Source organism: Streptomyces sp. NRRL F-5755 (assembly GCF_001279365.1).
In the GTDB taxonomy this organism is placed as follows: Bacteria; Actinomycetota; Actinomycetes; order Streptomycetales; family Streptomycetaceae; genus Streptomyces; species Streptomyces rimosus.
Window position 1 is genome coordinate 1 of sequence record NZ_LGCW01000307.1, and the last position, 20,771, is coordinate 20,771.

Genomic DNA, 20,771 nt, shown 5'->3' on the forward strand with positions numbered 1-20,771 from the left:
GTCAGCCCGCCACCATCGGGATACCTCATCCCTCCGGCATACCGAGGACACCACCAGCCGTCACCGGGACAGAGAACTCCCACCATTAAAGATCTCTAGACGTTGTCACCTCGCCGTCTTCGCGCCGCCTGTAGCCGCCGGGCGTCTTCTCTCCGGGGCCGCACCCCGCACGGTCGGCCCGCCCCAGGCCACGGCACGTCGCCCCTGCCTGGCCCTCTGGCGTGAACCCCGCACGGTGGTCATCGGCCTCATTGCGCTGACCTCGCGGTGGGTACGGCACCGTGCCGCATGCCTATGTGGTCTGCATGAAGGACGACGTGACCTCGGCAGCCTCACAACGTCGCTTCAGCCATGAGATCGACGCCGTCTCCAACGCGCCGACAACCGTCCGCGAACTCGTCAGCTCGCACTCGCCGTTCCTGGCGCAGCCGGCCGCTCTTGCCATCGCCATCGCGGACTCTGCCGGCGCGTCCGATACGTGATCTTGTGGTGGGCCGCGGCGGGGTGACAGCCGTGCATGGGAGCAGATCTCCATAGTCGGCCATTCTTTCGTGGTGCTTTGGAGCCGACTTCCTCGACGTTGATCGGATTACGGGCGGTACTCCGCGAACGCGGTCGGAGGTGGAAGTTGAGCACTTCCACGTTCACGTGCCGCATCCTGAAATCGGTCGGCCCGTGATCGGTTGCCGCTCAAAGCCGCCTTCAGGAATCCGGGCCCTGGGCGGGGCACACGCACCACAGCGCCTTCCGCATTCCACGCCGCGTACGGCCCTGCGTCCTACCACCGGCCCCCGGTCCGGCCATGCGTTCGCCGCCGCCGAATCGCCGTGGTGGCGGCGCTGGAGCTTGCGCTCGAAGAGGCCGCGGCCGGAGTCTGTTTCGTACGGGACACGGGCTGCGCGTCACGTCCCGCGCGACCGCGGCCCTGCCACGGAGGGTATTGGCGCGGCGCGGCAGCGGCTGCGGTGTGTGCTGCTCAGCGTCGTGCCGGTGCGCTTCGCGGCTCGACGAGGCGGTCGCCGGACACGCGTGTGCCGACCTGCTTGATCTGCTCGAGCAGTGGGGTGATTTCCATGTTCTGGACTCCGGGCAACGGCCCGATGCGGTCCGCGGTGAACTCGAAGAGTTCGTCGAGGTCTCGGCAGTGTGCGGTGGCCAGGATGTTGTGGGGTCCGGTGATGGCGGCGGCGAAGGCGATGTCGGGTTCGTGTGCGAGTGTGCGTCCCACGGTTTTGACTGCCGAGGGGTGTACGCGCAGCCAAAGGTGTGCCCGAGCGTGATAGCCCAGGGCGGCTGGGGCGATGTCGACATCTAGGTAGACGACGCGGTGCCGGAGCAAGGCCTGTAGGCGGCGTGATGCGCGCCCGGGTGTGAGGTCGTTTGCCCTGCCGAGATCGACGAGGCTGGCGCGGCCGTCTGCGGCGAGGGCTTCGAGCATTTTCTCGTCCCCGGGGGTGAGGTGTACTGGTTCGCGGGTGACGACCGGGGATTCCGTGAAAGGGGGGCCTTCGCTGCCGAGCCTCGATTCTTCCTGCGGAGTCAGCGTGCCGCTCAGTGCGGCCCAGTAGTGACCGCGGCCGCCGGCGAATTGGCGCAGTACGGCGGAGGCGTTGATGTCGATGACGGATGCGGTGCGCGGAAGCCGCTGGCCGAGGAGGTCTTCACGCTGTTTGCGGGTCCGTGACCGGACTGCGCAGGTGATTTCGGAGCCTGCGGCGCCGAGGGCCACCCAGCTGACGTCGTCGCGCTTGGCGAGTGCGTGGGCGGTTGCCGTGGCGCTGCCGGGGCGGCAGCGCAGTCGTACCAGCCACCTGCTCTGTCCCAGGGCCCCGGGATCGACGACGCCCGTGACGCGGAGGACGCCATCGGCGCGCAGCCGTCGGTACCTGCGGCCGACGGCGCCTTCGGTGAGGCCGAGCACGGCCGCGATCGAGGCGAACGAGGCCCGCGGGGCGATCTGGAGCGCGCGAATGATTCGCACATCGTCGGGCTGTACGGCGGCGGATTCGGTCATGGCGGCTCCCATCATGCGGGCAATCGTACAAATCTGCCTCACGAGGGCGAGCCGGAGGCGGCGGAGTGGTGAAACTTGCAGCGCATCGGGGCTCGCCTGGCTCACCACTCGGCCTGAGCCCGCAACTCGGCCTGAGCCCGCAACTCGGCCTGAGCCCGCAACTCGGCCTGAGCCCGCAACTCGGCCTGAGCCCGCAACTCGGCCTGAGCCCGCGACTCGGTATGGGCTCGCGGCCTGGTTCGAGCCTGCAACTCGAAGAAAGGAGATGACGCGGAAGTGTCATCAACGCAAGTGTCACCAGCTGACGCGGGCCGGCACACGCCGACCGCTCTTATTGTCGGAGCGTCCCGCGGCCTGGGTTATGCGATGGCGGCCGAACTGGTCGGCAGGGGGTGGAACGTCATCGGCACGGTCCGCAACACCGCTGCCCGAACGCTGTTGCACGACCTCGCGGACCGGGCCGGCGGGCGTGTTCTTGTCGAGCATCTCGACATCAACGAGCCCGCACAGCTGGCGCCGTTGCACGAGCGTCTGGCGCAACGCGAACTGGACATCCTCTTTGTCAATGCGGGGACCACGAACAATGAGCCGACGCCGATCGGCGCGGTTCCGGCGGCCGAATTCGCCGAGGTGATGATTACCAACGCGCTCAGTCCCCTGCGCGTCATCGAAGCCCTCGAAGACCTCGTGTCTCCGACCGGACTGATCGGGGCGATGTCCTCCGGGCAAGGCAGCATCACGAACAACACGACCGGGTTGCGCGAGGTCTACCGTGGCAGCAAAGCAGCCCTGAACATGTTTATGCGCAGCTTTGCGGTCCGGCAGTCCGGGACCCGGCGCGCCCTCCTGCTCCTGGCACCGGGCTGGATCCGCACGGACCTGGGAGGGCAGGATGCGCCGTTCACCGTCGAGGAGACCGTTCCGGAAATCGTGGACGTACTCCTGTCGAGACGGGGAAAGCCGGGCCTTGCGTACCTGGACCGCTTCGGCCGGACCGTCCCGTGGTGAATCCCGTCGGCATACCTCCCACCACACCCCCGACCACACCCAGAGCACCTGTGGAGGCCGCTGGTCGGGACACCGTTGGCGGCCCGGAGGGCCTGACCGTGAAAGTCGTCGCAGTCGAAGAACACTGGAACAGCGTCACCATTCGCGACGCGCTCGATCGCCTGCCGAGCGGGGCGCGGGACGAAAGCGTCGTCTTCAACACCATGGGTGACAACCAGGCCCGGCTCGAGGACATCGGACAGGCCCGGCTCGAGGACATCGGACAGGGCCGTATCGAGGCGATGGACGCCGCCGGCATCGACGTCTCCGTTCTGTCGGTCGTCACGCCCGCCACCCAGGCTCTCCCTGCCCGCGAGGCGATCGTGCTGGCCAGAGACGCGAACGACGAGGCCGCCGATGCGGTGCGCGCGCATCCGGACCGCTTGCGCGCGTTCGCGACGCTGCCGACCGGCGATCCGCAGGCCGCGGCAGCGGAACTCGAACGGTGCGCCACCCGGCTGGGGCACGTCGGCGCCATGGTCTTCGGCCGGACCGGCAGCCGGATGCTGGACGATCCCGCCTACGACGACCTGCTCGCCACCGCGGCCCGCCTGCGCCAGCCGGTCTTCCTCCACCCGCAGATCGCCTCCAACGAGCTGCGCGATGCCGCCTACCGGGGACTGGACCCACAGATCGACCTCGCTCTGGCGAGCTTCGGCTGGGGCTGGCACATGGACGCGGGCCTGGCCGCGCTGCGGCTCATCCTGCGGGGCACGTTCGACCGCCACCCCGGTCTCCAGCTCGTCCTCGGCCACTGGGGCGAGATGCTGCTGTTCTGGATGGACCGGGTCGACAGCCTCTCCCGTGTTGCCACGCATCTCGAACGCCGGGTGTCGGACTACATCAGGACCAACATGCACATCACCTGCAGCGGGATGCTGCAGGAGCGGCTGCTGCGCCACACCCTGGACTTCACCGGCGCAGACCGTGTGTTGTTCTCCACCGACTACCCCTTCCACCGGCCCGACGCGGCGGCAGTCGAGCAGTTCTTCGATGCCGTTCCCGGCCCCGCGGATCGCGTCAGGATCGCTTCCGGCAATGCGGAGGCCCTGTTCCGGCTGGGTGATGTTCGGTGATGGCGGTCGGCGGTAGGGGATGGGTGGCGTTGCTGAAGCGAGTGTTCGGGTCGCCGAGGAAGGCGAGGGCATCGGCGGCTTCGGTTGGTGTGGCAGGGCGTTGCCGGGGGGGCTGACGGAGCGCGGCGAGCGTGTCCTCGTTCTCGATGAGGGGTGCGGGTGAGGCTCGGGTGCACGGCGTTGGCGCGTCCGCTCTCGTCGCCGTGGTCGGGTGCCATGGTGCTGGTCGATATTGGCCAGCGCTTCCATTCTGCCTCGGCCTCCACTTCCGTTGCCCGATGCTATTTCGGCTACGGGGCGACTGCGGCCGCGCTGGCGTCGATCCTCTCCGCGACTTCCGCCCTTGCGTATGCCCCGGAGCCGGGAACGGGTCCGGCAGCGGTGGCGGCAGTCAGCGCGCAGCGTCACCTGTCCCAGAGCCGCGCCCGTTCGGCGGCGTGATGGGCGGCCAGGCCCCGGGGCGTGCTGGGCCCGGACACCGGATCGGCGTTGTCGACGCAGCTGCCGACGCGCCGCGGAAGAAGGAAGCGGCGCTCTGGAGGCGAGGAGACACCTGTCGGCATTGACGGCCAGGACGAGGCGCCAGGTGGCGGTGTCGGTGTGTCGACAGTGCTGGGCGCACCGGAACCTGCGTTGTTGACCGGCAGATTCGACCGGCCGTCTTCCTTGTCGCACCCACTGCCAGCCGGGTGGTGGCGGACTCGCCGGGGATGTCAGCGGCTCGTGTGATGATGGCCGGACCGGCGGGTGGGCTGGCGGCGGCCTGCTTCCGCGGGCCCTCGGTCTGCCCGGCGCTGAGCACCGTGGCATCTCGCGTGAGGCGATCCGCGGCCACCGGCGCCGATGCCGGACCCGCCGCGGGTGTCGATGACGACCTTGCCGATGAAACAGCCCCGTCCACAGCAACTCCTCGCTCAGGGTGCCGATTGCGCTCGCCCCGGCGGATCCGGATCCGCCTGCCGCTCCGTTCTCCGCTCGCTCCGCAATCGGCACACCGACGCTTCGAGACCCGGGGGTGCGGGCGGGGGCGTGTGCGGTCGGCTGGGGCGGTCGTACAGGCCCGCGTCGCCTTCCGCCCGCCACCAGCGCATCCGCTTGTGAGCGGTCGGACGCGAAACGCCCATCTCCGCGGCGGCCCGGGCCACGGGTCGGCGAAGCGGCCCCGGTCGACCAGCAGCCGCCTGCCAAAGCCGGTCGGCCGGGCATTGCGGTGGGACACGAAAACCTCCGGTGCGGTGAAGCCTAGTCACCTTCACCGCACCGGAGGTCTTCGCCATGATCAAATCGAGCGGGCTGTTAACAACGCTCGCGGGCAGCGCACTTAGGGCGTGTACACGGCCTCGCTGCCGTACAGCTCCCTGGTGAATGCGGAGACGTCGGCGCTGCGGTCGATGCCGTCGAGGTTGTACGTGAGGTATACGCCGTACCCTTCGCGGACGGTGCGGCGGGCGAGGCCGGCGGTCGTGCTCTGCGGGGTCCGGCCGATCTCGACGGCCGCCGGTGAGAGCTTCGACTTGGGCAGTGCGATGCCGGGGACCTGCCAGGTGCCGTAGTACGGGTTCCAGGCGTAGTCGAACTTGGAGGAGATGTTGACGCCGCCGTAGGAGAGGCGCGACGCGGACGGGCCGATGTTGTAGAGGCTGATGATCTTGTCCGGCATGTTGGCGCGCAGCGCCATCACCAGGTGCACGAACGAGCTGCTGTTGGGCTGGCCGGTGCCGTTGGTGCCGTACTTGGCGTACTCGTCGTCGAAGTCGATGCCGTCCAGGCCGTACTTGGCCACGGTGTCCGACAGCTGTTTCGCGAACGCCGAAGCCGCCTGCTGCGACGGGAAGTTGGCGAAGCCCGCGCCCTGGTGGTTGCCGAGTACCGAGAGGGTGACCTTTATGCCTTTCCGCTGCAACGGCCGAACCTCGGTGGCAACGTTGTCAAGGACGCGCTGCACGTTCTCGTTGAAGTGCAGGTACGCCGTCTTCGTGTCCGTGTTGTAGTTGATGTTCGCTGCGAAGATCACGGCGACGTCGAAGGCATTGCCGCCGCCGTTGGCGAGGGTGTACTTGCCCACGTTGAGCATGCTGTGGTTGTTCACCTCGACGTAGGCCACCGAGGTCGGCCCCTGCTTCCGGGGAGCGGGGGTGGTGGCGGCTGCCGTGCCGGTCGGGGCGGTCGCGCCGAGGGCGAGGGCCGCGATGGTCGAGAGCGTGAGTGCGGCCGTCCGCACTCTGCGCCGTACCAGGTTCAACATGGGGGATCGGTCTCCCGTCGTAGGGGCCGGCGCCCGACCTGTTCGATAGCGCCGGGTGAGATCTGCGAGTTTTACACTCCATTCAGATGTTCCGGAAGAGGTCCACTGACTTTGTAGGTGAGCTTCCAGATATGGCTCAGATCTGGGAGGTCGGCCCGCGCCGTGTCACAGTGGGTCTGCGGCAGAGCCCACCGGGCCGTTCTCGTCTCCGGGGAAACTGCTGTCTCCCGGGTACGACCTGTCGGCCACCGTGCCGTAGAGGCTGGCCGGCCCAGGGGCGTCAGGGCCATGGTCGGCACGGTGATGGCGGACTTGTCGTCAGGTGTCAGCAACTCGTATGACGCCGATCGAACCGGCGGGTGCGCCGGCGGCGCTGCCGATACCGGTCCTCCCGCCGGTGACGATGACGGCCTTGCCGGTGCATTGGTTCCCGTCCCCGGGGGCTCCTCGCTTCTCGCTCTGGGCGCCGCTGCCACTCGCCCCGACGGACTCGGTTGCGCAAGCCGGGCCGTTCTCCGCTCACTCCTCGAACAGCATCAGGTCGACGGCCTGGTCCGTACGGACCAGGCTGACCCGCGCGCCCTCGCCGCCCGTACCCTCGGATACGAAAAGAACCGGCGACGGGATGGGGGAGCGCGATGGATTCCGGCAGCCCGGACGATATCGAGCAGCATCTGCTGCACACCCTCCAGCTCGACGGCCGGGCCCCCTTCAGCCAACTCGCCCGTACCCTGGGCGTCTCCGAGCACACCGCCGCCCGCCGCTACCGCCGCCTGCGCGGCCTCGGCCCTGCGGATCGTCGGTCGACCCAACCCCGAACGGCTGGGGCACACCCGCTGGCTGCTGCGCCTGCGTTGCGCCCCCGACGTGGCCGGCTCCCTGGCTGACAGCCTCGTCCGCCGCCCCGACACCAGCTGGGTCACCCTCGCCTCCGGCGGCACCGAGCTCTACTGGCGCCCTGAACGCCCGCACCACAGACGAACGCAACGCCTTGCTGCTGTCCGCCCTTCCTCGGACCTTGAACCTCGTGTCCGTCGGTGCCCATTGCATGATGCGGATCTTCAAGGGCGCCACCACCACCTGGCACGCCACCCGCTTTTGCACCCCTGCCCCTGTGGCAACCTCCCTCGACGGCGTCGTTCCACTCCGCCTCGACGCCACCGACCAAGCCCTGCTCGCCGCATTCGCTCGTGACGGCCGCGCCACCCTGCCAGCACTGAGCAAGCCGCCGTTCGTTCGGCCTCCAGCGTCCAGCGCCACCTCCAGCGCCTGCGCCACCACAGCGCGCTCGGCCTCTTCGTCGACTTCGACCCCCAGCTGCTCGGTCACCACATGAGCACCCAGTTGTGGCTGACGGTGGCGCCCGCCCACCTGCGCAACGTCGGCGAAACCCTCGCCACCCACCCTGAGATCGCCGCCGCCGTCACCGGACCCGCCAACCTCGTCGCCAACGGCATCTTCCGCATTCCGGCCAATCTGTACGCCAATATCGATCAGGACCTCAGTGCCCTGCCAGGCACCCACAGCATCGACACCGCTCCCACCCTGCGCGAGGTCAAACGCCTCGCCACCCCCTTCCTCTTACATGCCCGCGGCCCGAGCAGCGACCGCACCAGGAGATGACGGCCGACACTCCCAAGCGCAGTTCATCGCTGCCGATGACGGCAACACCTTGCAAGCCGCACGCGAACTGCTGCAGGACTTCAATCGAAACGCGCGGGTCACGGCCACACCCCGCGGCCGCACCCGGGTTTCCGCTGCGGTAGAGCGCCGCCGCTGCGATAGAGCGCCGCCGCCCCTCGAACCACCACCGCCTGGCGATCCGGACCCACCGCCAGTCCGCGCCGCCTGCCAACCGAGGTGAACGGCTGAACTCGCAGGGTGGTTGTGCGACACACCGGAGCGGCCTTCAGCTGCCGGGAGGGGTGGGTGCGCATGGTGGGCGGGTGTCGCTTCTGTGGAGGTGTGTGGTGCGTCGAAGTGTTCTGGTGACGGGTGCGACGAGTGGTGTGGGTCTGGGGGTGGCGCTGCGTCTGGCCGGGGCCGGGTTCGACGTTTTCGCCACGGCGCGTGACGAGCCGAAGGCCGAGAAGCTTCGGGCTGTGGCGGCCGAGTGCGCTGTGGGGCTGCGGACGGTGCTGCTGGATGTGGCGGATGCCGATTCCTGCCGCAGAGCGTGTGCGGAGGTCGCGGAGGCCACCGGAGGCGGACCGTGGGCCTTGGTGAACAACGCCGGTGTCCCGCTGGTGGGGGCGGTGGAGGACCTTGAGGACGCGGCGGTGCGGCAGTTGCTGGAAGTCAATGTGGTGGGAGCCGCGCGCATGGCCCGGCTGGTGCTGCCGGGGATGCGTGAGCGCGGGGAGGGGCGCATCGTGAACGTCTCGTCGCTCGCGGGCCGCATCACGGCTCCGGGTATGGGCTGGTACTGCGCGGGCAAGGCGGCGTTGGGGGCCTTGAACGATGCGCTGAGGATGGAGGCCGGGCCCGGTGGGGTGCAGGTCGCGGTCGTCGAGGCGGGCGCGTACGCGAGTGCCATTCAGGGCCGGGCCGCCGATGGTCTGGCGGCGCTGGCGGGCCGGCCGACGTTGTTCGGTGACATGTACCGGGTGGCGGAGGCGGCGCTACGGGAGTCCGGTACGCGGCTGCCGAGCGCGGATCCGGTCGTGTCGGCTGTCTGCCGGGCGCTCGTAGCCCGTCGGCCGCGCCACCGGTATGTGGTCGGCAGGCAGGCGAAGGCGGGGCTGCTTGCCGACGCGCTGGTCCCCGTACGTGTGAGGGACCACTTCAAGCGGGTGGCGATGGGCGCTCCCGCCCATCCGCTGGTCGAGTACGCGGCGCGGCGCTGGTGCACGCCGTGGTGACGGTCAGGCCAGCAGGCCGGAGCGGCGCCACAGGTGGTGCTGGGGGCGCCTGATCAGGTCCACTTCGGTGAGGAAGGCGATCAGCTTCTCCCCGCAGCAGAGCATCGTGGCGCGGTGGTGGGGGTTGTGGCGTGCCTGGCGGCGGGCTTCGCCGGGGGTGAGCCCGAGGTCGCCGTACCGGTCGGGGCGCAGGAGCGGCGGGACGGTGTGGGAGGCGACCAGGGCCGTCAGGAGGCGGTGGCGGGCCAGCCGGCCCCGGGAGGCGTGCGTCACTGCCTCGCGCAGTTCGGCGCGGGCGAAGCTGACGTGGCGTGCTTCTTCGGCCACGTGCAGACGGCACACCGACCGCACCAGGGGCTGGACGCGGTCGTCCTGGGCGGCCTCCCGCTGGAGGCGGTCGAGCACTTCTTCGATGATCAGGGCGCTGGTGAAGGTGGTGATGTCCTGGAACGCGGCCGCGGCCGGCGGGAAGGGGAGCCGGACGCGGGCCGGGACGCGGTGGGCCGGGCAGCCGAGTGTGGCCAGCAGCCGCCCGAACATGGTGATGTGCCGGGTCTCGTCGCCCATTTCCGTCAGCGCGTAGAAGGCGCGTGCGTCCAGGACGTCACGGTTCATCAGGTGGCGGGTGAACATGCGGATGATGGCCAGCTCGAACCAGTGCCCCATCTGGGCCATGTGGGCTGCTTCGTGGCGGGAGAGTTCGAGGCGCTGCCGGTGGTCCATGCGCTCCCACAGGGGAGTGCCGTAGAGCGCGAGCCGCTCGGGCGGCCAGAACCAGGCGTCGTCCAGCAGGGGGGTGTCCCAGTCGATGTCCGTCGCGGGGTCGTAGGAGCGGGCCGCGGAGGCGTCCAGCAGACGCTGGGCGGTGGTCTGGGGGCTGCGGGGCCGCAGGGCCTGGTCGGTCATCAGGGGTCACTCCTGGGGTGTTTCGTACCGGCCGGCCCGGTGAGGGGCCGACGTTGTGGCAGGGGCCGCGGGATGGGGGCCGACGGGCGGGGCCAGGGGCTCCACCAGGCGGCGCGTCCGGCCAGGGCCAGTACGGCAGGGGCGAGCAGCCCGCGGACGACGGTGGCGTCGAGCAGGACCGCGAGGGCGAGGCCGACACCGATGATCTTCAGCATCACCAGGTCCGACGTGGCCAGCGCGGCCATGACGACGGCCAGGGTGAGCGCGGCCCAGGTGAACAGGCGCGCGGTGCGGTCCAGGCCCCGGACCACGGCGGTCGCGGCGTCGGGGGCCCGTTCGTACTCCTCGCAGACGCGGGCGAGGAGAAAGATCTCGTAGTCCATGGACAGGCCGAAGGCGATGCCGAAGATGAGCGCCGGCATGAGCACGTCCGTGGTGCCGGTGACGGGAAAGCCGCCCAGGAGGCCGGCCAGATGACCTTCCTGGAAGACGAAGACCAGGGCGCCGAAACTGGCTGCCAGACTCAGGGCGTTGAGCAGCAGCGCCGTGAGGGCCATGACCGGCCGCCGGGTCAGCAGCAGGGTCAGCGACAGGAGCGTCAACCCTGCCAGCAGCAGGCACCAGGGCAGGCGGGAGAGGAGCGCTCGCTGGACGTCGTCTAGGACGGCGCCGGGCCCGCCGACGAGGACGGGCGCGGGGGCGGGCAGCCCGCGCAGGGTCCGGGCGAGGTCGCGGTTGGCGGGGGAGTAGGGCTCGCCGGGGGTGGCGACCGCCAGCCAGACGCCGCGGGGCGAGGCGAAGGCGGATGCCGTGGTGCCCGCCGGAGGCGTGTGGACGCCGCGGGCGTAGGAGCCGGTGGCCGTTTCCACCCGTTCCACGCTCTTTTGGAGGGAGACGCGCCGGGCGTAGGCGTCGAGCTCGGCGGCGCGCTGCCGGAGGTCGAAGTGCGGCAGGACCAGGGTCGCCGGAGTGATCACGGCGCCGAGCCGGTAGTCGTGGCGCAGCACCGTACCGGCTTTGGCGACGGTGGAGGAGGCAGGCTGGACGCGGTCGTCGAACAGACCGATCTGCACACGGGTGAAAGGGGTGGCGAGCACCAGCAGCACCGCGGTGACGCCGACGGCCACGAGTCCGGGCCGCCGTTGGACGGCCCGGGCCGTGCGCCCCCACCTTCCCGGCCCGGCGGCCCGGCTCCCGGAGAGCGGGCCGGGACCGATACGGCGGCGCCGTCGCGTGAGGACGCCCGGCCGGTGGACGCGGGGCCCCAGGACCGTCAGGAGAGCCGGGAGCACGACCAGGCCGGCCAGGGCCGCGAAGGCGGTGACCGCGATGCCGCCGTAGGCGACGGAGCGCAGGATGGTGTGCGGGAAGACGAGCAGCGAGGCCAGGGACAGGATGACCATGCCTGCGGAGAACAGCACGGCCCGGCCCGCGGTCCGCAGTGCCGTGCGCAGGGCGGCGCCGGGTTCGGCGCCGGTCGCGGCCTCTTCCTGGTAGCGGGCGAGCAGGAAGAGGCTGTAGTCGACGGCGAGGGCGAACCCGAGCGCGGAGGAGATGTTGGTCGCGCTCACCGCCACCTCGGTGCAGAAGGTGAGCAGTCGCAGGACGGCCTGGGCTCCCAGTACGGCCAGTGCACCGACGGCAACGGGCAGAAGGGCGGCCACCGCCGAGCCGAACACCACGAGCAGCAGCAGCGCGGTCAGCGGCAGGGCCAGCAGTTCCGCGCGGATCTGGTCCCGCCCGGCCAGCCGCAGTGCCTCGGCGCGGGAGGCCGCCTCGCCGGTGACCTCGACCTGCAACGGGCCATGGCGGCCGGCCATCCGCGGTACCAGCCGTCCGGCCGCCGCCGTCGCCTCCTGCTCGCGTCCGTGCAGCCGCACCAGTACCAGGGCGCTGCGCCGGTCCGCCGAGCGCAGCGACGGCGCCTTGGCCTGCCAGTAGGAGACCACCTGGGCGACGGACCGGTCGGCGCTCAGCTGCCGTACCAGCCGGTCCCCCTGGGCCGCCGCGGCGCGGTCTTCGACCGACCGGGTGGCGCCGGACACGCGGGTGACGAGTACGAGGTGGGGCGGGGCGGAGGCGAAACCTTCGCGCAGCAGCCGGTCGGCACGGGCGGCCTCGGTCGCCGCCGGCACGACCCCTCCCGGCGACAGCTGCCCGTCCACCGCTGCCCCGAACCAGGCGCAGACCGCCGCCAGCCCCGCGGCCAGCGCCAGAACGACCCACGGAACGCGGCACCGGAGGCTGCGCATCGTCGTGACTCACCCCTTCGCGGGACGGGCTTCCGCACTCCCTTGTCGCCACCATGTGTAGACAGGGAGCGGGCCCGGCAACACATCGCCACCTCTTCAGGCGAACGTCCGGTAGCGCCAAACGCGGGCACTTAAACACATCAACGGCGTGGGAAGCCGTGGCGCCCGGTGGCGCCGCCCTAGCGTGAGGCCATGAGCGACCTTCGGGCCTGCCTGGCGGGGGCCACCACGTACCTGCCCGAGCGCTGGGTCAGCATGGGCGAACGGGAGGCCCAGATCGCGGCCGCCAGCGGCGGCTTCACCCCGCCTCCCGGGCTGATCACCCAGCTGACCGGGGTGACGGGTGTTCACCTGATCGACGACGAGCAGCAGGCGTCCGATCTGGCGGCCGGCGCCGCCCGCAAGCTCTTGGCCGACCAGGGCGTCCGGCCCGCCGACATCGACCTGATGATCTTCGCGGCGGCCAGCCAGGACATGATCGAGCCGGCGACATCCCACGTCGTGGCCGCCAAACTCGCCCTGACCTGCCCGGTCTTCGACGTGAAGAACGCCTGCAACAGTGTGCTCAACGCCATGGAGATCACGCAGGCGCTGATCGCGTCCGGGCGGTACCGCACCATCCTGATCACCTGCGGCGAGGCGCCCTCCGTCGCCGCCCAGTTGCGCATCCCCGACGCGGCGGCGTTCGCGCGCGCACTGCCTGCCTACGGTTTCTCCGACGCCGGTGCCGCCCTCCTGTGGACGGCCCAGGAGACTCCCCGCCCACTGCCGCCCCGGGGCATCCTGGGCTGCCGCTTCGCCGCCGACTCCGCGGCCTGGCCCTCGGCGACCGTGCTGCACGGCGGCATCGCCTCCCTGCGCCACCGCTCGGGCCCGGAAGCAGCCGCCTGTTTCCGCATGGACAGCGTCCGGATGCGCGACAGCCTGCGAGCCCTCGGCCGCGCCCACCTGCACCGCGCACTGGACGAACTCGGCCTGACCTTCGACGACTTCGCCTTCATCGGCGCCCACCAGGTCGCCCTGGCCGACCTCGACGAACTGTGCGGGCCGGAGATCGGCGTCCCCCGCGACAAACTGATCATCACCCTCCCCGAGCACGGCAATGTCGCCTCCGCCTCCCTCCCCCTTCAGCTCACCCGCGCCCTCGAAACCGGCCGGGCCAACCCCGGCGACCTCGTCGCCCTCATCGGTCTGGCCGCCGGCAGCAGTGCCGGCCTGATGACGCTGCGGCTGTGAAGCCGCCTCCCGCTCCCGTCCCGACGACCGAGGAATGTCCGATGACGCCTGTCTACGAAGCAGTCAAGTCCGTACTGATCAGCCACTTCAACATCCCCGAGGACACCATCCGGCCCGAGGCCACCCTGGAGGACATCGGCCTGGACTCCCTCGCCGTCGTCGAACTGCTCTGCGTCCTCCAGGACGAACTGGGCCTGCGCGTTCCCACGGGCGACGACGCGCTCAAGTCCCTCCAGGTCACCCTGGCCCAGGCGGCGGCCGTGCTCGACCAGGCCCAGCCCGCCCCGGTGCCGGAGGCGCTCGCATGAGGGGCGACGACATCGCCGTCACCGGCATCGGCCTGGTCACCCCCGCCGGAGTCGGCACCGAAGCCACCTGGAGCACGGTCTGCTCCGGGACCCCCACCGCCGCTGTCGACCCGTCCCTGGGCGAGGTGCCGGTGCCCATCAGCTGCCGTGTACCGCCGTTCGACGCCCAAGCCGTGCTCGGACCGCAGGTATGGCGCATGGACCGCTTCACGCACCTGGCCCTGACCGCCGCCCGGCAGGCCGTCGACGACGCCGGCCTGGACCCGGCCACCTGGGACGGCGCCCGGATCGGCGTGGTCGTCGGAGTCGGCTACGACAGCAAGGACCTCGTCATCCCCGCCGTACGCAAACTCATCGACGGCGCCTACGAGAAGCTCTCCCCGCTCCTGATCCCCCGCACCACCGCCAACGCCGCCGCGGCGGAGATCTGCATCGCCCTCGGCGCCCACGGCCCCAGCATGGCCGTCACCACCGCTTGCGCCTCCGGCGCGACCGCCCTCGGCACCGCACGCGACCTGCTCCTGGCCGGCCGCTGCGACATCGCCCTCGCCGGCGGCGCCGAAGCCCCCTGCCACCCGCTGCCCTCCGCGTGCTTCGCGCAGATGGGGGCCCTGTCCACCCGCCTGCACGACCCCGAGGGCGCCAGCCGCCCCTTCGACGTGGACCGCGACGGCTTCGTCCTCGCCGAAGGCGCCGGCCTGATGGTCCTGGAACGCGCGGCCGACGCCCGGTCCCGCGGCGCCCGGCCCCACGCGTACTTCAGCGGATACGGCACCTCCACCGACGGCTACCACTACGCGGCCCCCCACCCCGACGGCGTGGGCATCGAGCATGCGTTCACGGCCGCCCTCGCCGACGCCGGGCTCACCACCTGCGACATCGGGCACGTCAACGCCCACGGCACCGGAACACCGCTGAACGACCGCATCGAAGGTGCCGCCCTCACCCGCATCTTCGACGGCCACCCGCCCCCCGTCACCTCCACCAAGGGAGTCACCGGCCACCCCCTCGGCGCGGCAGGCGCCATCGAAGCGGCGCTGGCCGCCCTGGCCCTCGGCCACCAGACCATCCCGCCCACGGCCAACCTCCAACACCTCGACCCCGACATCGCCCTCGACGTTGTCGCCAAAGCCCCGCGCCCGCACCGCATGGACGCGGTCGCCAGCAACTCCTGCGGATTCGGGGGGCACAACACGGTGCTGATCTTGCAGCGGGCCTGAGCTTGTGTGCCGGCGTATTCATGGAATTCGGGCGTCTTCACCCGAAGCGGTGCGGGGCGAAGGTGGCCTGCGCTTCTACCTCATAGCCGCAGTGGATGTGACGGCGTGGAAGAGGAGGCACTGCTGGCCTTCGGACCCAGCGCCGCGGCCCGCAAGAAAGTGGACGGCGATGCCATTTGACCAATTTTCCGAGTGCCCTGCCCCTCCAAGACGGGGGCAAGGCATTCGTATTCGATAATCAGGCGCGCCCATAATGCCAAGCCGAGCAATCCGTGCGACCAGGCTTCCATACGCACATCCGGATCGCTACTTTCCTGCCCTCAGGGATGCGGGCACGTTTCGTCTTCAGCGTGCCGGCCCCTTTGGCGTAAACGCTGAAACCTTCGGTACCCGGCTTGCCTCCGAGGTTCCACATGATTTCCGCCTCGATCCAGCGACCGTCGGGCTTCTTGTCCCATGCGACCACCTTGTCGCCCCGGTGGTCGAACTTGGCCATGCCTCGGGAATTTTGAACTATCACATCCTTGCCTTGTGCTTCCGCCGGCCCAACGCCGACTGTGCCCACCAGTAGGGTCGCGCCAGCGGCTGCCACTACAGTCCTGTTCATTGCTGTGCGCAAAATTTCCTCCTGCTTCGAGGGTGCCCCCGTGACGCCACGGGAGATTTCAGTAGAAACATCGGCCAGAAGACACTTCAAGGGGGGTTTGGGCTATCGTTACAAGTCCTTCACCAACGCTCCGCAGGCACTACTGCCGACTCGCACGAAGGCGTCCTGCGAATTTGCATCCCTATCCTTAGTTCACATTCGCTGCGCCACACAGCCCTTCAGCTGCGCGCGTCAGAGCCCGTGCAGCCAGGACACCGACGCGGACGCCGGCCCGCGACCACCGGCGTTGAGATTCGCACTTCGTAAGCGGCCAGTGCGCTGCGGTCAGCTGGTGCGACGGTCGCCGGTCGCCTTCTTCTGCGCCGTGGCCTTCTTGACCGGTGCCGTGGCGATGGCCCTCTTGCCACCGGCCTCCTTGGGCGTGTGGGCGCTTTTGCGTACGCTGTCCTGGCCCGCTGGCTGTCTTCTTCGTTGCCGTGCTCTACGGGGGAGGGGCGCTTGGTGGTTCCGGAGGCATTGTCCTCGTCTCCTGGCCCGATGTCTGAAGCCGACCGGGTCCATCTGGTCTCGGCAGACCGGTGTGTGAAGGCGGGCTCCGTGGTACGAGAGCCCGGCGCCGCGGCCGGCGTACAGCCGGTCAGTGCGGGCGGGCCGTGGTCAGGACTACCGATCCGGTGCGCTGTCGGGACCGAAGTTTCGGGGGCGTGTGCTCGGGCCCCGGCAGCCGGGACGCGTTCGTCGCCGTCCAGACACCGCAGGCGGCCACCGTCCGCGCGGAGCGGTAGGTGGTACGGAACGACGCGGCACGCCCGGTGTGGCCATCTGGTCGGCCCCGGACAGGTCTGGTACCGGCGTACGCGCGCAGCGCCGCGTCTGGCGAGGCGCTGTCGCGTCGGACGGCGGTGAAGGTGCCGCACGCCCTGCAGGTCGTCCTTGGCGAACCGTACGGCCTGGGGTTTTCCCTACCCTGGAGGGGGCGCTGACCGAACCTGGACAGGCCTGCTGGCCGGATGGATCAGTTCCTCTTGATGGCGGAGGCTGAGCACGTCGCAACGGCTCGTCCGATCGGAGAACCAGTGTCCAGTCCGAAGTCCTCGCGCCGCACGGTGGCGCGCACCGCCGCGGTGTTCCTGGCGGGCGCGGTGTGCGCCGCCATGATGACCGGCAGTGCCGAAGCCATCGTCAACGGCAAGGATTCGACGCAGCGTTACCCGTTCATGGTGTCGATCCCGGTGAGGAGCGTGGACGACCCAGCTTTCAAGGCGGTCTGCGGGGGAACGCTGATCGACTCGAAGTGGGTGCTCACCGCGGCGCACTGCGTGGATCCGAAGCTCGTCACCCTGGACGGCACCGTCCGTATCGGCAGTGTGTGGAAGAAGTCCGGGGGCACGGTCCGCTCCATCGCGAAGACGATGTCCCACCCGGGCTACAGGAACGGCGAGAACGTTGTTGCCAACCGCGATGACCTCGCTCTGCTCCGCCTGGACCGCCCGGTCTCCGAGAAGCCCGTCCGCATCGCCGACACCCCGGGACGGCCCGGCACCCCGACCCGGCTTCTGGGCTTCGGCACTGTCGACGACACCGCCTCCGACCCCGCCAAGGGGGTCTTCCCCAACCGGCTCCAGGAGCTCGACACGCGCAGGGCAGCGGTCTCCGAGTGCGCGCCGGGTTTCGCGGGCAGCACCCGCCTGTGTACGGTCAGCCAGGTGCCGAAGGCCATGGCGTGCCACGGCGACTCGGGCGGCCCCCAGCTCCGGCGCGACCGGAAGGGACGCTGGGAACTCATCGGCGTCACCTCGGGCCCGGGCGTCCCGGGCGTGCGATGCAGCGAAGGCCCGGGGCTCTACACCAGCGCGCCCGCGTACGCGGGCTGGATCCACCGGACGATGTACCGCAACGGCTGATCCGGGATGCGACGCTGTGCCGGTGTGCTCGTTCCGCCTCGTGATCTTATGAGCGGGGTTCAGGTGCGCCCTCTCGTCATGCCGGGTGCCGTGCGGTGTCATCGTGTTCGTGCGGTCTGGTAAGAAGCGCCGGCCGTACGGGAAGTTGTTCATCGAGACTGATGGTGGGGAACAGCCCCTGCCGTGACTGGGGCTGGGGTGCCGTCAAGAGGAGGTTGGCGCTGCGGCTTCCAGGCGGTCGAGGCGTTCGTACAGTGCCCGCACAAGTCGGGTGAGGTGTGTTGCGACAGGTGCTGTACCGCCTGGTTTCGGCGGGGGTGCTGCCGCACACGGCGCCGGTGTACCGGCGGCTGTCCGCGAGGCCGGCCCGGGCCCGCCGCGAGGGCCGCTTCCCCGACTTGATCGACACGTTCGCGACGTCCACGTACCGCCCTCCTGGCCGGGTGCCGATGCGCTCGTACGCCAGATGCCGGAGTGGTTTCGTCTGGACCGCGCCGCGGGCCAGCAGCACGTCCTGTACGTTGCCGCCGAGAAGGGCATCCTGCGCCAGCAGCTGACGGGCCGGCCGGCCGAGTACGGCATCCCCGTCCTGGTGGTGCGCGGTTTCGGCTCCCGGCCCTACGCCGATGTCGTCCGCCGCCGCACCGCCCTTGCACCCGCGTGCTGCTCACGTACGAGCGGGTGCGCGCGTACGGTCTGCCGGCGACCGAAGGCAAGCGCGACGACCCGCGGTGGCCGGCCTTCGCCCGCCGCCACGGCCTCGATCCCGCCCGCCCGGTGCGATGGGAGGTCGAGGCCCTCGAACCGCACGAACTACAGCGCCTGGTCCTCGCCGCAGTCGGCCCTGTCCTCCTCCTGACCCACGCGTGCCCATGTGGACAGGTGGTTGAGGCCCATGAGTCGCTGTCGGGGGGGCTTTGGTCACCTGAAGTCGGGCCTTTCGCCGGGGTGCCTGCGGACTTCGGTAGCCAAAACTAGGTCTCTGACCAAACTTACGGAACCGTAGGTTGTGGAGCTCGAACAGCGAGGTGGTGCGGTATGCCGGTGGTCAGGATGGACGGAGAACTGCCGGAGGTCATCCAGGGCGGGATGGGTGTTGGCGTCTCCGGCTGGCGGCTGGCCCGCGCGGTCAGCTCCGTCGGGCAGCTCGGTGTCGTATCGGGCACGGCACTGGACGCTCTCCTGACGCGGCGGCTCCAGCTCGGCGACCCGGGCGGTGGCGTGCGCCGCGCCCTTGCGGCCTTTCCCGTACCGGAGCCGGCGGCCGCGGTCCTGGACCGCTTCTACGTCGAAGGCGGTGTCGCGGCGGGAGAGCGCCTTCGTGCGCAGCCGATGCTGCGGGTCGAGCGTGGGGAGCAGGCCGAGCTGCTCACCGTCCTCGGGAACTTCGTGGAGGTGTGGCTCGCCAAGGAGGGGCACACGGGCCCGGTCGGGATCAACTATCTGGAGAAGGTCCAACTGGGACTCGCCCCCGGCATGTTCGGAGCGATCCTCGCGGGAGTGGACTACGTCCTGGTGGGTGCGGGCGTCCCAGGGCACGTGCCCGAGTTGGCGCGGAAACTCGCGCGAATGGAGCCGGTGACCGTGCGTGTCAGGTTCGACGGGTCCGAGGAAGACTACGACCATCGCTTCGATCCGGCCGCTCTGCTGGGCCGCACGGGCTTCGGGGCGGACCAGGGCTGTCGGTGCGGGGGCGGTAACGGCGGCGGGGGCGAGAGGACTGGGTGCCGTGGAAAGGCGCCGACACAAGGGAAGCGACAGGTACAAGATGTGCGGATCGAGTCGCCCGCCCCCGCTGCGAGGCCATCCACGGCCGAGACGACCCGTGTCACCCCCTCGCCGGTTTTCGCCCGACCGTTGCGACGGCCGAACGTGCTCGCCATCGTGTCGCTGCCGCTGCTGGCCTCGTACCTGGTCCGTGACGAAGCCACGGCTCCCGATGGATTTGTGATCGAGACCCATCGCGCGGGCGGCCACAGCGCTCCGCCCCGCGGCGCTCTGAAGCTTGATGCGAGGGGCGAGCCTGTCTATGGGCCGCGCGATCACCCCGATCTCGCGAAGATGGTGGGGATCGGTCTTCCCTTCTGGCTCGCGGGTGGTGCCGCCCACCCCGAACGGCTCGCGGCGGCACGAGCCCTGGGCGCAGCCGGTGTGCAGGTAGGCAGTGTGTTCGCGCTGTGCGAAGAGTCGGGCCTGGAGCCCGGCCTGCGCAAGGTGCTCAGGACGCAGGCCCGCGCCGGGGCGCTGGAAGTGCGAAACGATCCGCTGGCGTCCCCCACCGGCTTTCCCTTCAAGGTCGCCGAGGTGGCGGGCACACTGTCCGACCCCGCGGTCCGGACAGCCCGTCGCCGCGTGTGCGACCTTGGTTACCTGCGGGTCCCCTACCGGACCGCCGAAGGCGCGATCGGCTATCGCTGCCCCGCCGAACCGGAGGCCGCCTACCTGCGCAAGGGCGGCTCGGCTGCCGACACCGAGGGCCGTCTCTGCCTGTGCAACGGGCTGCTGGCCACCGTCGGGCTCGGCCAGCGTCATCCCCTCGGACGCGACGAACCACCGGTCATCACCTTGGGTCAGGACCTGGATTTCCTGGCGGAATTGAGCCCGGACGGCGGCCCCTACCGGGCAGTCGAGGTGGTGGAGTGGCTGACGGGGGACCGCGGAGTCGGGGCCCCACCCCGGACAATCGGACCGGGCCTCCGACGCCGATGACTGTGGCAACGGGCTGCGCCGGGTGAGCTTGTGGCCGAATGGTAGCCGGGGGTTGCTGCTGTCGGCGCTCTACCGTGGCGGTCGCCAGGCCGAGGCTCTGGCCGTCTACACCGTTACCCGCCGGTTGCTGGAGCAGAAGCTCGGTGTCGGTCCCGGTCGCGGGGGCTCTGAGTCGCGCTTTGGTCGTACTGAGGGCGGTGGATGAGGCAGAGCGGCGCCGGTGAATGGGCAGGTCCTGCTGGAGTGCCGCAGCAGAGCCCTGGCGCGGTTGGGCCGGGCCGTGGAGGCCGATGCCGAGGTGCGGCGGGCGTGCAGGTCCGGGCAGGGGTACCGCTGGTACCGGCGCGGACGGCACGGATGCGTCGCGGCGGCGGCCAAGGCCGCCG

General features: G+C 70.3%; 17 protein-coding genes and 2 pseudogenes. 13 read left to right on the forward strand and 6 right to left on the reverse strand.

Translation table 11 applies throughout. The features are described from left to right. Window positions 1-305 precede the first annotated feature (305 nt). On the forward strand, window positions 306-482 hold the full coding sequence (locus ADK86_RS43525) for a hypothetical protein (RefSeq protein ID WP_159394037.1): 177 nt from the start codon (window positions 306-308) through the stop codon (window positions 480-482). Between the two features lie 494 nt (window positions 483-976). On the opposite strand, the gene ADK86_RS35800 is transcribed toward ADK86_RS43525, so the two are convergent. Then, window positions 977-2,014: an Lrp/AsnC family transcriptional regulator gene (locus ADK86_RS35800; RefSeq protein ID WP_078952489.1), complete on the reverse strand. Its 1,038-nt coding sequence runs from the start codon at window positions 2,012-2,014 to the stop codon at window positions 977-979. A 291-nt stretch (window positions 2,015-2,305) separates the two neighbouring features. On the opposite strand from ADK86_RS35800, the gene ADK86_RS35805 reads away from it, so the two are divergent. Together ADK86_RS35805 and ADK86_RS35810 are read left to right on the forward strand one after the other, a co-directional pair. Next, on the forward strand, window positions 2,306-3,022 hold the full coding sequence (locus ADK86_RS35805) for an SDR family NAD(P)-dependent oxidoreductase (protein WP_053700379.1): 717 nt from the start codon (window positions 2,306-2,308) through the stop codon (window positions 3,020-3,022). A gap of 98 nt (window positions 3,023-3,120) precedes the next feature. Next, entirely contained in the window at window positions 3,121-4,137 is a 1,017-nt protein-coding gene (locus ADK86_RS35810; RefSeq protein WP_053700380.1) for an amidohydrolase family protein, read from the forward strand. 968 nt (window positions 4,138-5,105) lie between these two features. On the opposite strand, the pseudogene ADK86_RS42800 reads toward ADK86_RS35810, so the two are convergent. Together ADK86_RS42800 and ADK86_RS35815 are read right to left on the reverse strand one after the other, a co-directional pair. Continuing rightward, a pseudogene (locus ADK86_RS42800) lies at window positions 5,106-5,356 on the reverse strand (leucine zipper domain-containing protein); the annotation flags it as partial. 102 nt (window positions 5,357-5,458) lie between these two features. After that, window positions 5,459-6,382 (reverse strand): endo-beta-N-acetylglucosaminidase H, encoded by a 924-nt coding sequence (locus tag ADK86_RS35815; protein WP_053700381.1) that lies wholly within the window; start codon window positions 6,380-6,382, stop codon window positions 5,459-5,461. 638 nt (window positions 6,383-7,020) lie between these two features. Here ADK86_RS35815 and ADK86_RS45835 point away from each other — a divergent pair. From ADK86_RS45835 to ADK86_RS35825, 3 genes are all read left to right on the forward strand, one after another. After that, window positions 7,021-7,269 (forward strand): AsnC family protein, encoded by a 249-nt coding sequence (locus ADK86_RS45835; RefSeq protein ID WP_078952490.1) that lies wholly within the window; start codon window positions 7,021-7,023, stop codon window positions 7,267-7,269. Window positions 7,270-7,714: 445 nt separating this feature from the next. Continuing rightward, a complete protein-coding gene (locus ADK86_RS35820) occupies window positions 7,715-8,005 on the forward strand; it encodes an Lrp/AsnC ligand binding domain-containing protein (protein ID WP_199834537.1) in 291 nt (96 codons plus the stop codon). Window positions 8,006-8,370: 365 nt separating this feature from the next. Next, window positions 8,371-9,243 (forward strand): SDR family NAD(P)-dependent oxidoreductase, encoded by an 873-nt coding sequence (locus ADK86_RS35825; protein WP_267888830.1) that lies wholly within the window; start codon window positions 8,371-8,373, stop codon window positions 9,241-9,243. Window positions 9,244-9,246: 3 nt separating this feature from the next. Here the strand turns inward: ADK86_RS35825 and ADK86_RS35830 are convergent, their stop codons facing one another. Beyond that, window positions 9,247-10,149 (reverse strand): AurF N-oxygenase family protein, encoded by a 903-nt coding sequence (locus tag ADK86_RS35830; protein WP_053700384.1) that lies wholly within the window; start codon window positions 10,147-10,149, stop codon window positions 9,247-9,249. After that, the gene (locus ADK86_RS35835) at window positions 10,149-12,401 is read right to left on the reverse strand and encodes an MMPL family transporter (RefSeq protein WP_053700385.1); all 2,253 of its coding nucleotides are present in this window, start codon (window positions 12,399-12,401) and stop codon (window positions 10,149-10,151) included. The genes ADK86_RS35830 and ADK86_RS35835 overlap by 1 nt, the downstream gene beginning before the upstream one ends. A gap of 192 nt (window positions 12,402-12,593) precedes the next feature. On the opposite strand from ADK86_RS35835, the gene ADK86_RS35840 reads away from it, so the two are divergent. From ADK86_RS35840 to ADK86_RS35850, 3 genes are read left to right on the forward strand one after another with little or no spacing between them, the layout of a single operon-like run. Then, window positions 12,594-13,637, forward strand: coding sequence for a 3-oxoacyl-ACP synthase III family protein (locus tag ADK86_RS35840; protein ID WP_053700386.1), 1,044 nt, complete (start codon window positions 12,594-12,596; stop codon window positions 13,635-13,637). 41 nt (window positions 13,638-13,678) lie between these two features. After that, window positions 13,679-13,945: an acyl carrier protein gene (locus ADK86_RS35845; RefSeq protein ID WP_030604099.1), complete on the forward strand. Its 267-nt coding sequence runs from the start codon at window positions 13,679-13,681 to the stop codon at window positions 13,943-13,945. Beyond that, a complete protein-coding gene (locus tag ADK86_RS35850) occupies window positions 13,942-15,165 on the forward strand; it encodes a beta-ketoacyl-[acyl-carrier-protein] synthase family protein (RefSeq protein WP_053700387.1) in 1,224 nt (407 codons plus the stop codon). Before ADK86_RS35845 ends, ADK86_RS35850 begins: the two co-directional genes overlap by 4 nt. A gap of 238 nt (window positions 15,166-15,403) precedes the next feature. Here the strand turns inward: ADK86_RS35850 and ADK86_RS43530 are convergent, their stop codons facing one another. Next, window positions 15,404-15,661, reverse strand: coding sequence for a hypothetical protein (locus tag ADK86_RS43530; RefSeq protein ID WP_159058076.1), 258 nt, complete (start codon window positions 15,659-15,661; stop codon window positions 15,404-15,406). A 1,187-nt stretch (window positions 15,662-16,848) separates the two neighbouring features. Here ADK86_RS43530 and ADK86_RS35855 point away from each other — a divergent pair. The 4 genes and pseudogenes from ADK86_RS35855 to ADK86_RS45840 form a co-directional block, all read left to right on the forward strand. Next, complete coding sequence (locus ADK86_RS35855) at window positions 16,849-17,676, forward strand: S1 family peptidase (protein WP_420718904.1); 828 nt, start codon at window positions 16,849-16,851, stop codon at window positions 17,674-17,676. 466 nt (window positions 17,677-18,142) lie between these two features. Beyond that, the gene (locus ADK86_RS43535) at window positions 18,143-18,535 is read left to right on the forward strand and encodes a hypothetical protein (RefSeq protein ID WP_159394038.1); all 393 of its coding nucleotides are present in this window, start codon (window positions 18,143-18,145) and stop codon (window positions 18,533-18,535) included. Between the two features lie 179 nt (window positions 18,536-18,714). Continuing rightward, the gene (locus tag ADK86_RS35860; protein ID WP_053700389.1) at window positions 18,715-20,385 is read left to right on the forward strand and encodes a nitronate monooxygenase; all 1,671 of its coding nucleotides are present in this window, start codon (window positions 18,715-18,717) and stop codon (window positions 20,383-20,385) included. Window positions 20,386-20,431: 46 nt separating this feature from the next. Beyond that, window positions 20,432-20,542 (forward strand): annotated as a pseudogene (locus ADK86_RS45840) (BTAD domain-containing putative transcriptional regulator); the annotation flags it as partial. Between the last annotated feature and the right edge of the window lie 229 nt (window positions 20,543-20,771).

Coding starts and splice junctions, on each gene's coding strand:
- ADK86_RS43525 (WP_159394037.1), top strand. CDS start 306: ATGAAGGACGACGTGACCTCGGCAGCCTCACAACGTCGCTTCAGCCAT.
- ADK86_RS35800 (WP_078952489.1), bottom strand. CDS start 2,014: ATGACCGAATCCGCCGCCGTACAGCCCGACGATGTGCGAATCATTCGC.
- ADK86_RS35815 (WP_053700381.1), bottom strand. CDS start 6,382: ATGTTGAACCTGGTACGGCGCAGAGTGCGGACGGCCGCACTCACGCTC.
- ADK86_RS45835 (WP_078952490.1), top strand. CDS start 7,021: ATGGATTCCGGCAGCCCGGACGATATCGAGCAGCATCTGCTGCACACC.
- ADK86_RS35820 (WP_199834537.1), top strand. CDS start 7,715: ATGAGCACCCAGTTGTGGCTGACGGTGGCGCCCGCCCACCTGCGCAAC.
- ADK86_RS35830 (WP_053700384.1), bottom strand. CDS start 10,149: ATGACCGACCAGGCCCTGCGGCCCCGCAGCCCCCAGACCACCGCCCAG.
- ADK86_RS35835 (WP_053700385.1), bottom strand. CDS start 12,401: ATGCGCAGCCTCCGGTGCCGCGTTCCGTGGGTCGTTCTGGCGCTGGCC.
- ADK86_RS35840 (WP_053700386.1), top strand. CDS start 12,594: ATGAGCGACCTTCGGGCCTGCCTGGCGGGGGCCACCACGTACCTGCCC.
- ADK86_RS35845 (WP_030604099.1), top strand. CDS start 13,679: ATGACGCCTGTCTACGAAGCAGTCAAGTCCGTACTGATCAGCCACTTC.
- ADK86_RS35850 (WP_053700387.1), top strand. CDS start 13,942: ATGAGGGGCGACGACATCGCCGTCACCGGCATCGGCCTGGTCACCCCC.
- ADK86_RS43530 (WP_159058076.1), bottom strand. CDS start 15,661: ATGGCCAAGTTCGACCACCGGGGCGACAAGGTGGTCGCATGGGACAAG.
- ADK86_RS43535 (WP_159394038.1), top strand. CDS start 18,143: ATGCCGGAGTGGTTTCGTCTGGACCGCGCCGCGGGCCAGCAGCACGTC.
- ADK86_RS35860 (WP_053700389.1), top strand. CDS start 18,715: ATGCCGGTGGTCAGGATGGACGGAGAACTGCCGGAGGTCATCCAGGGC.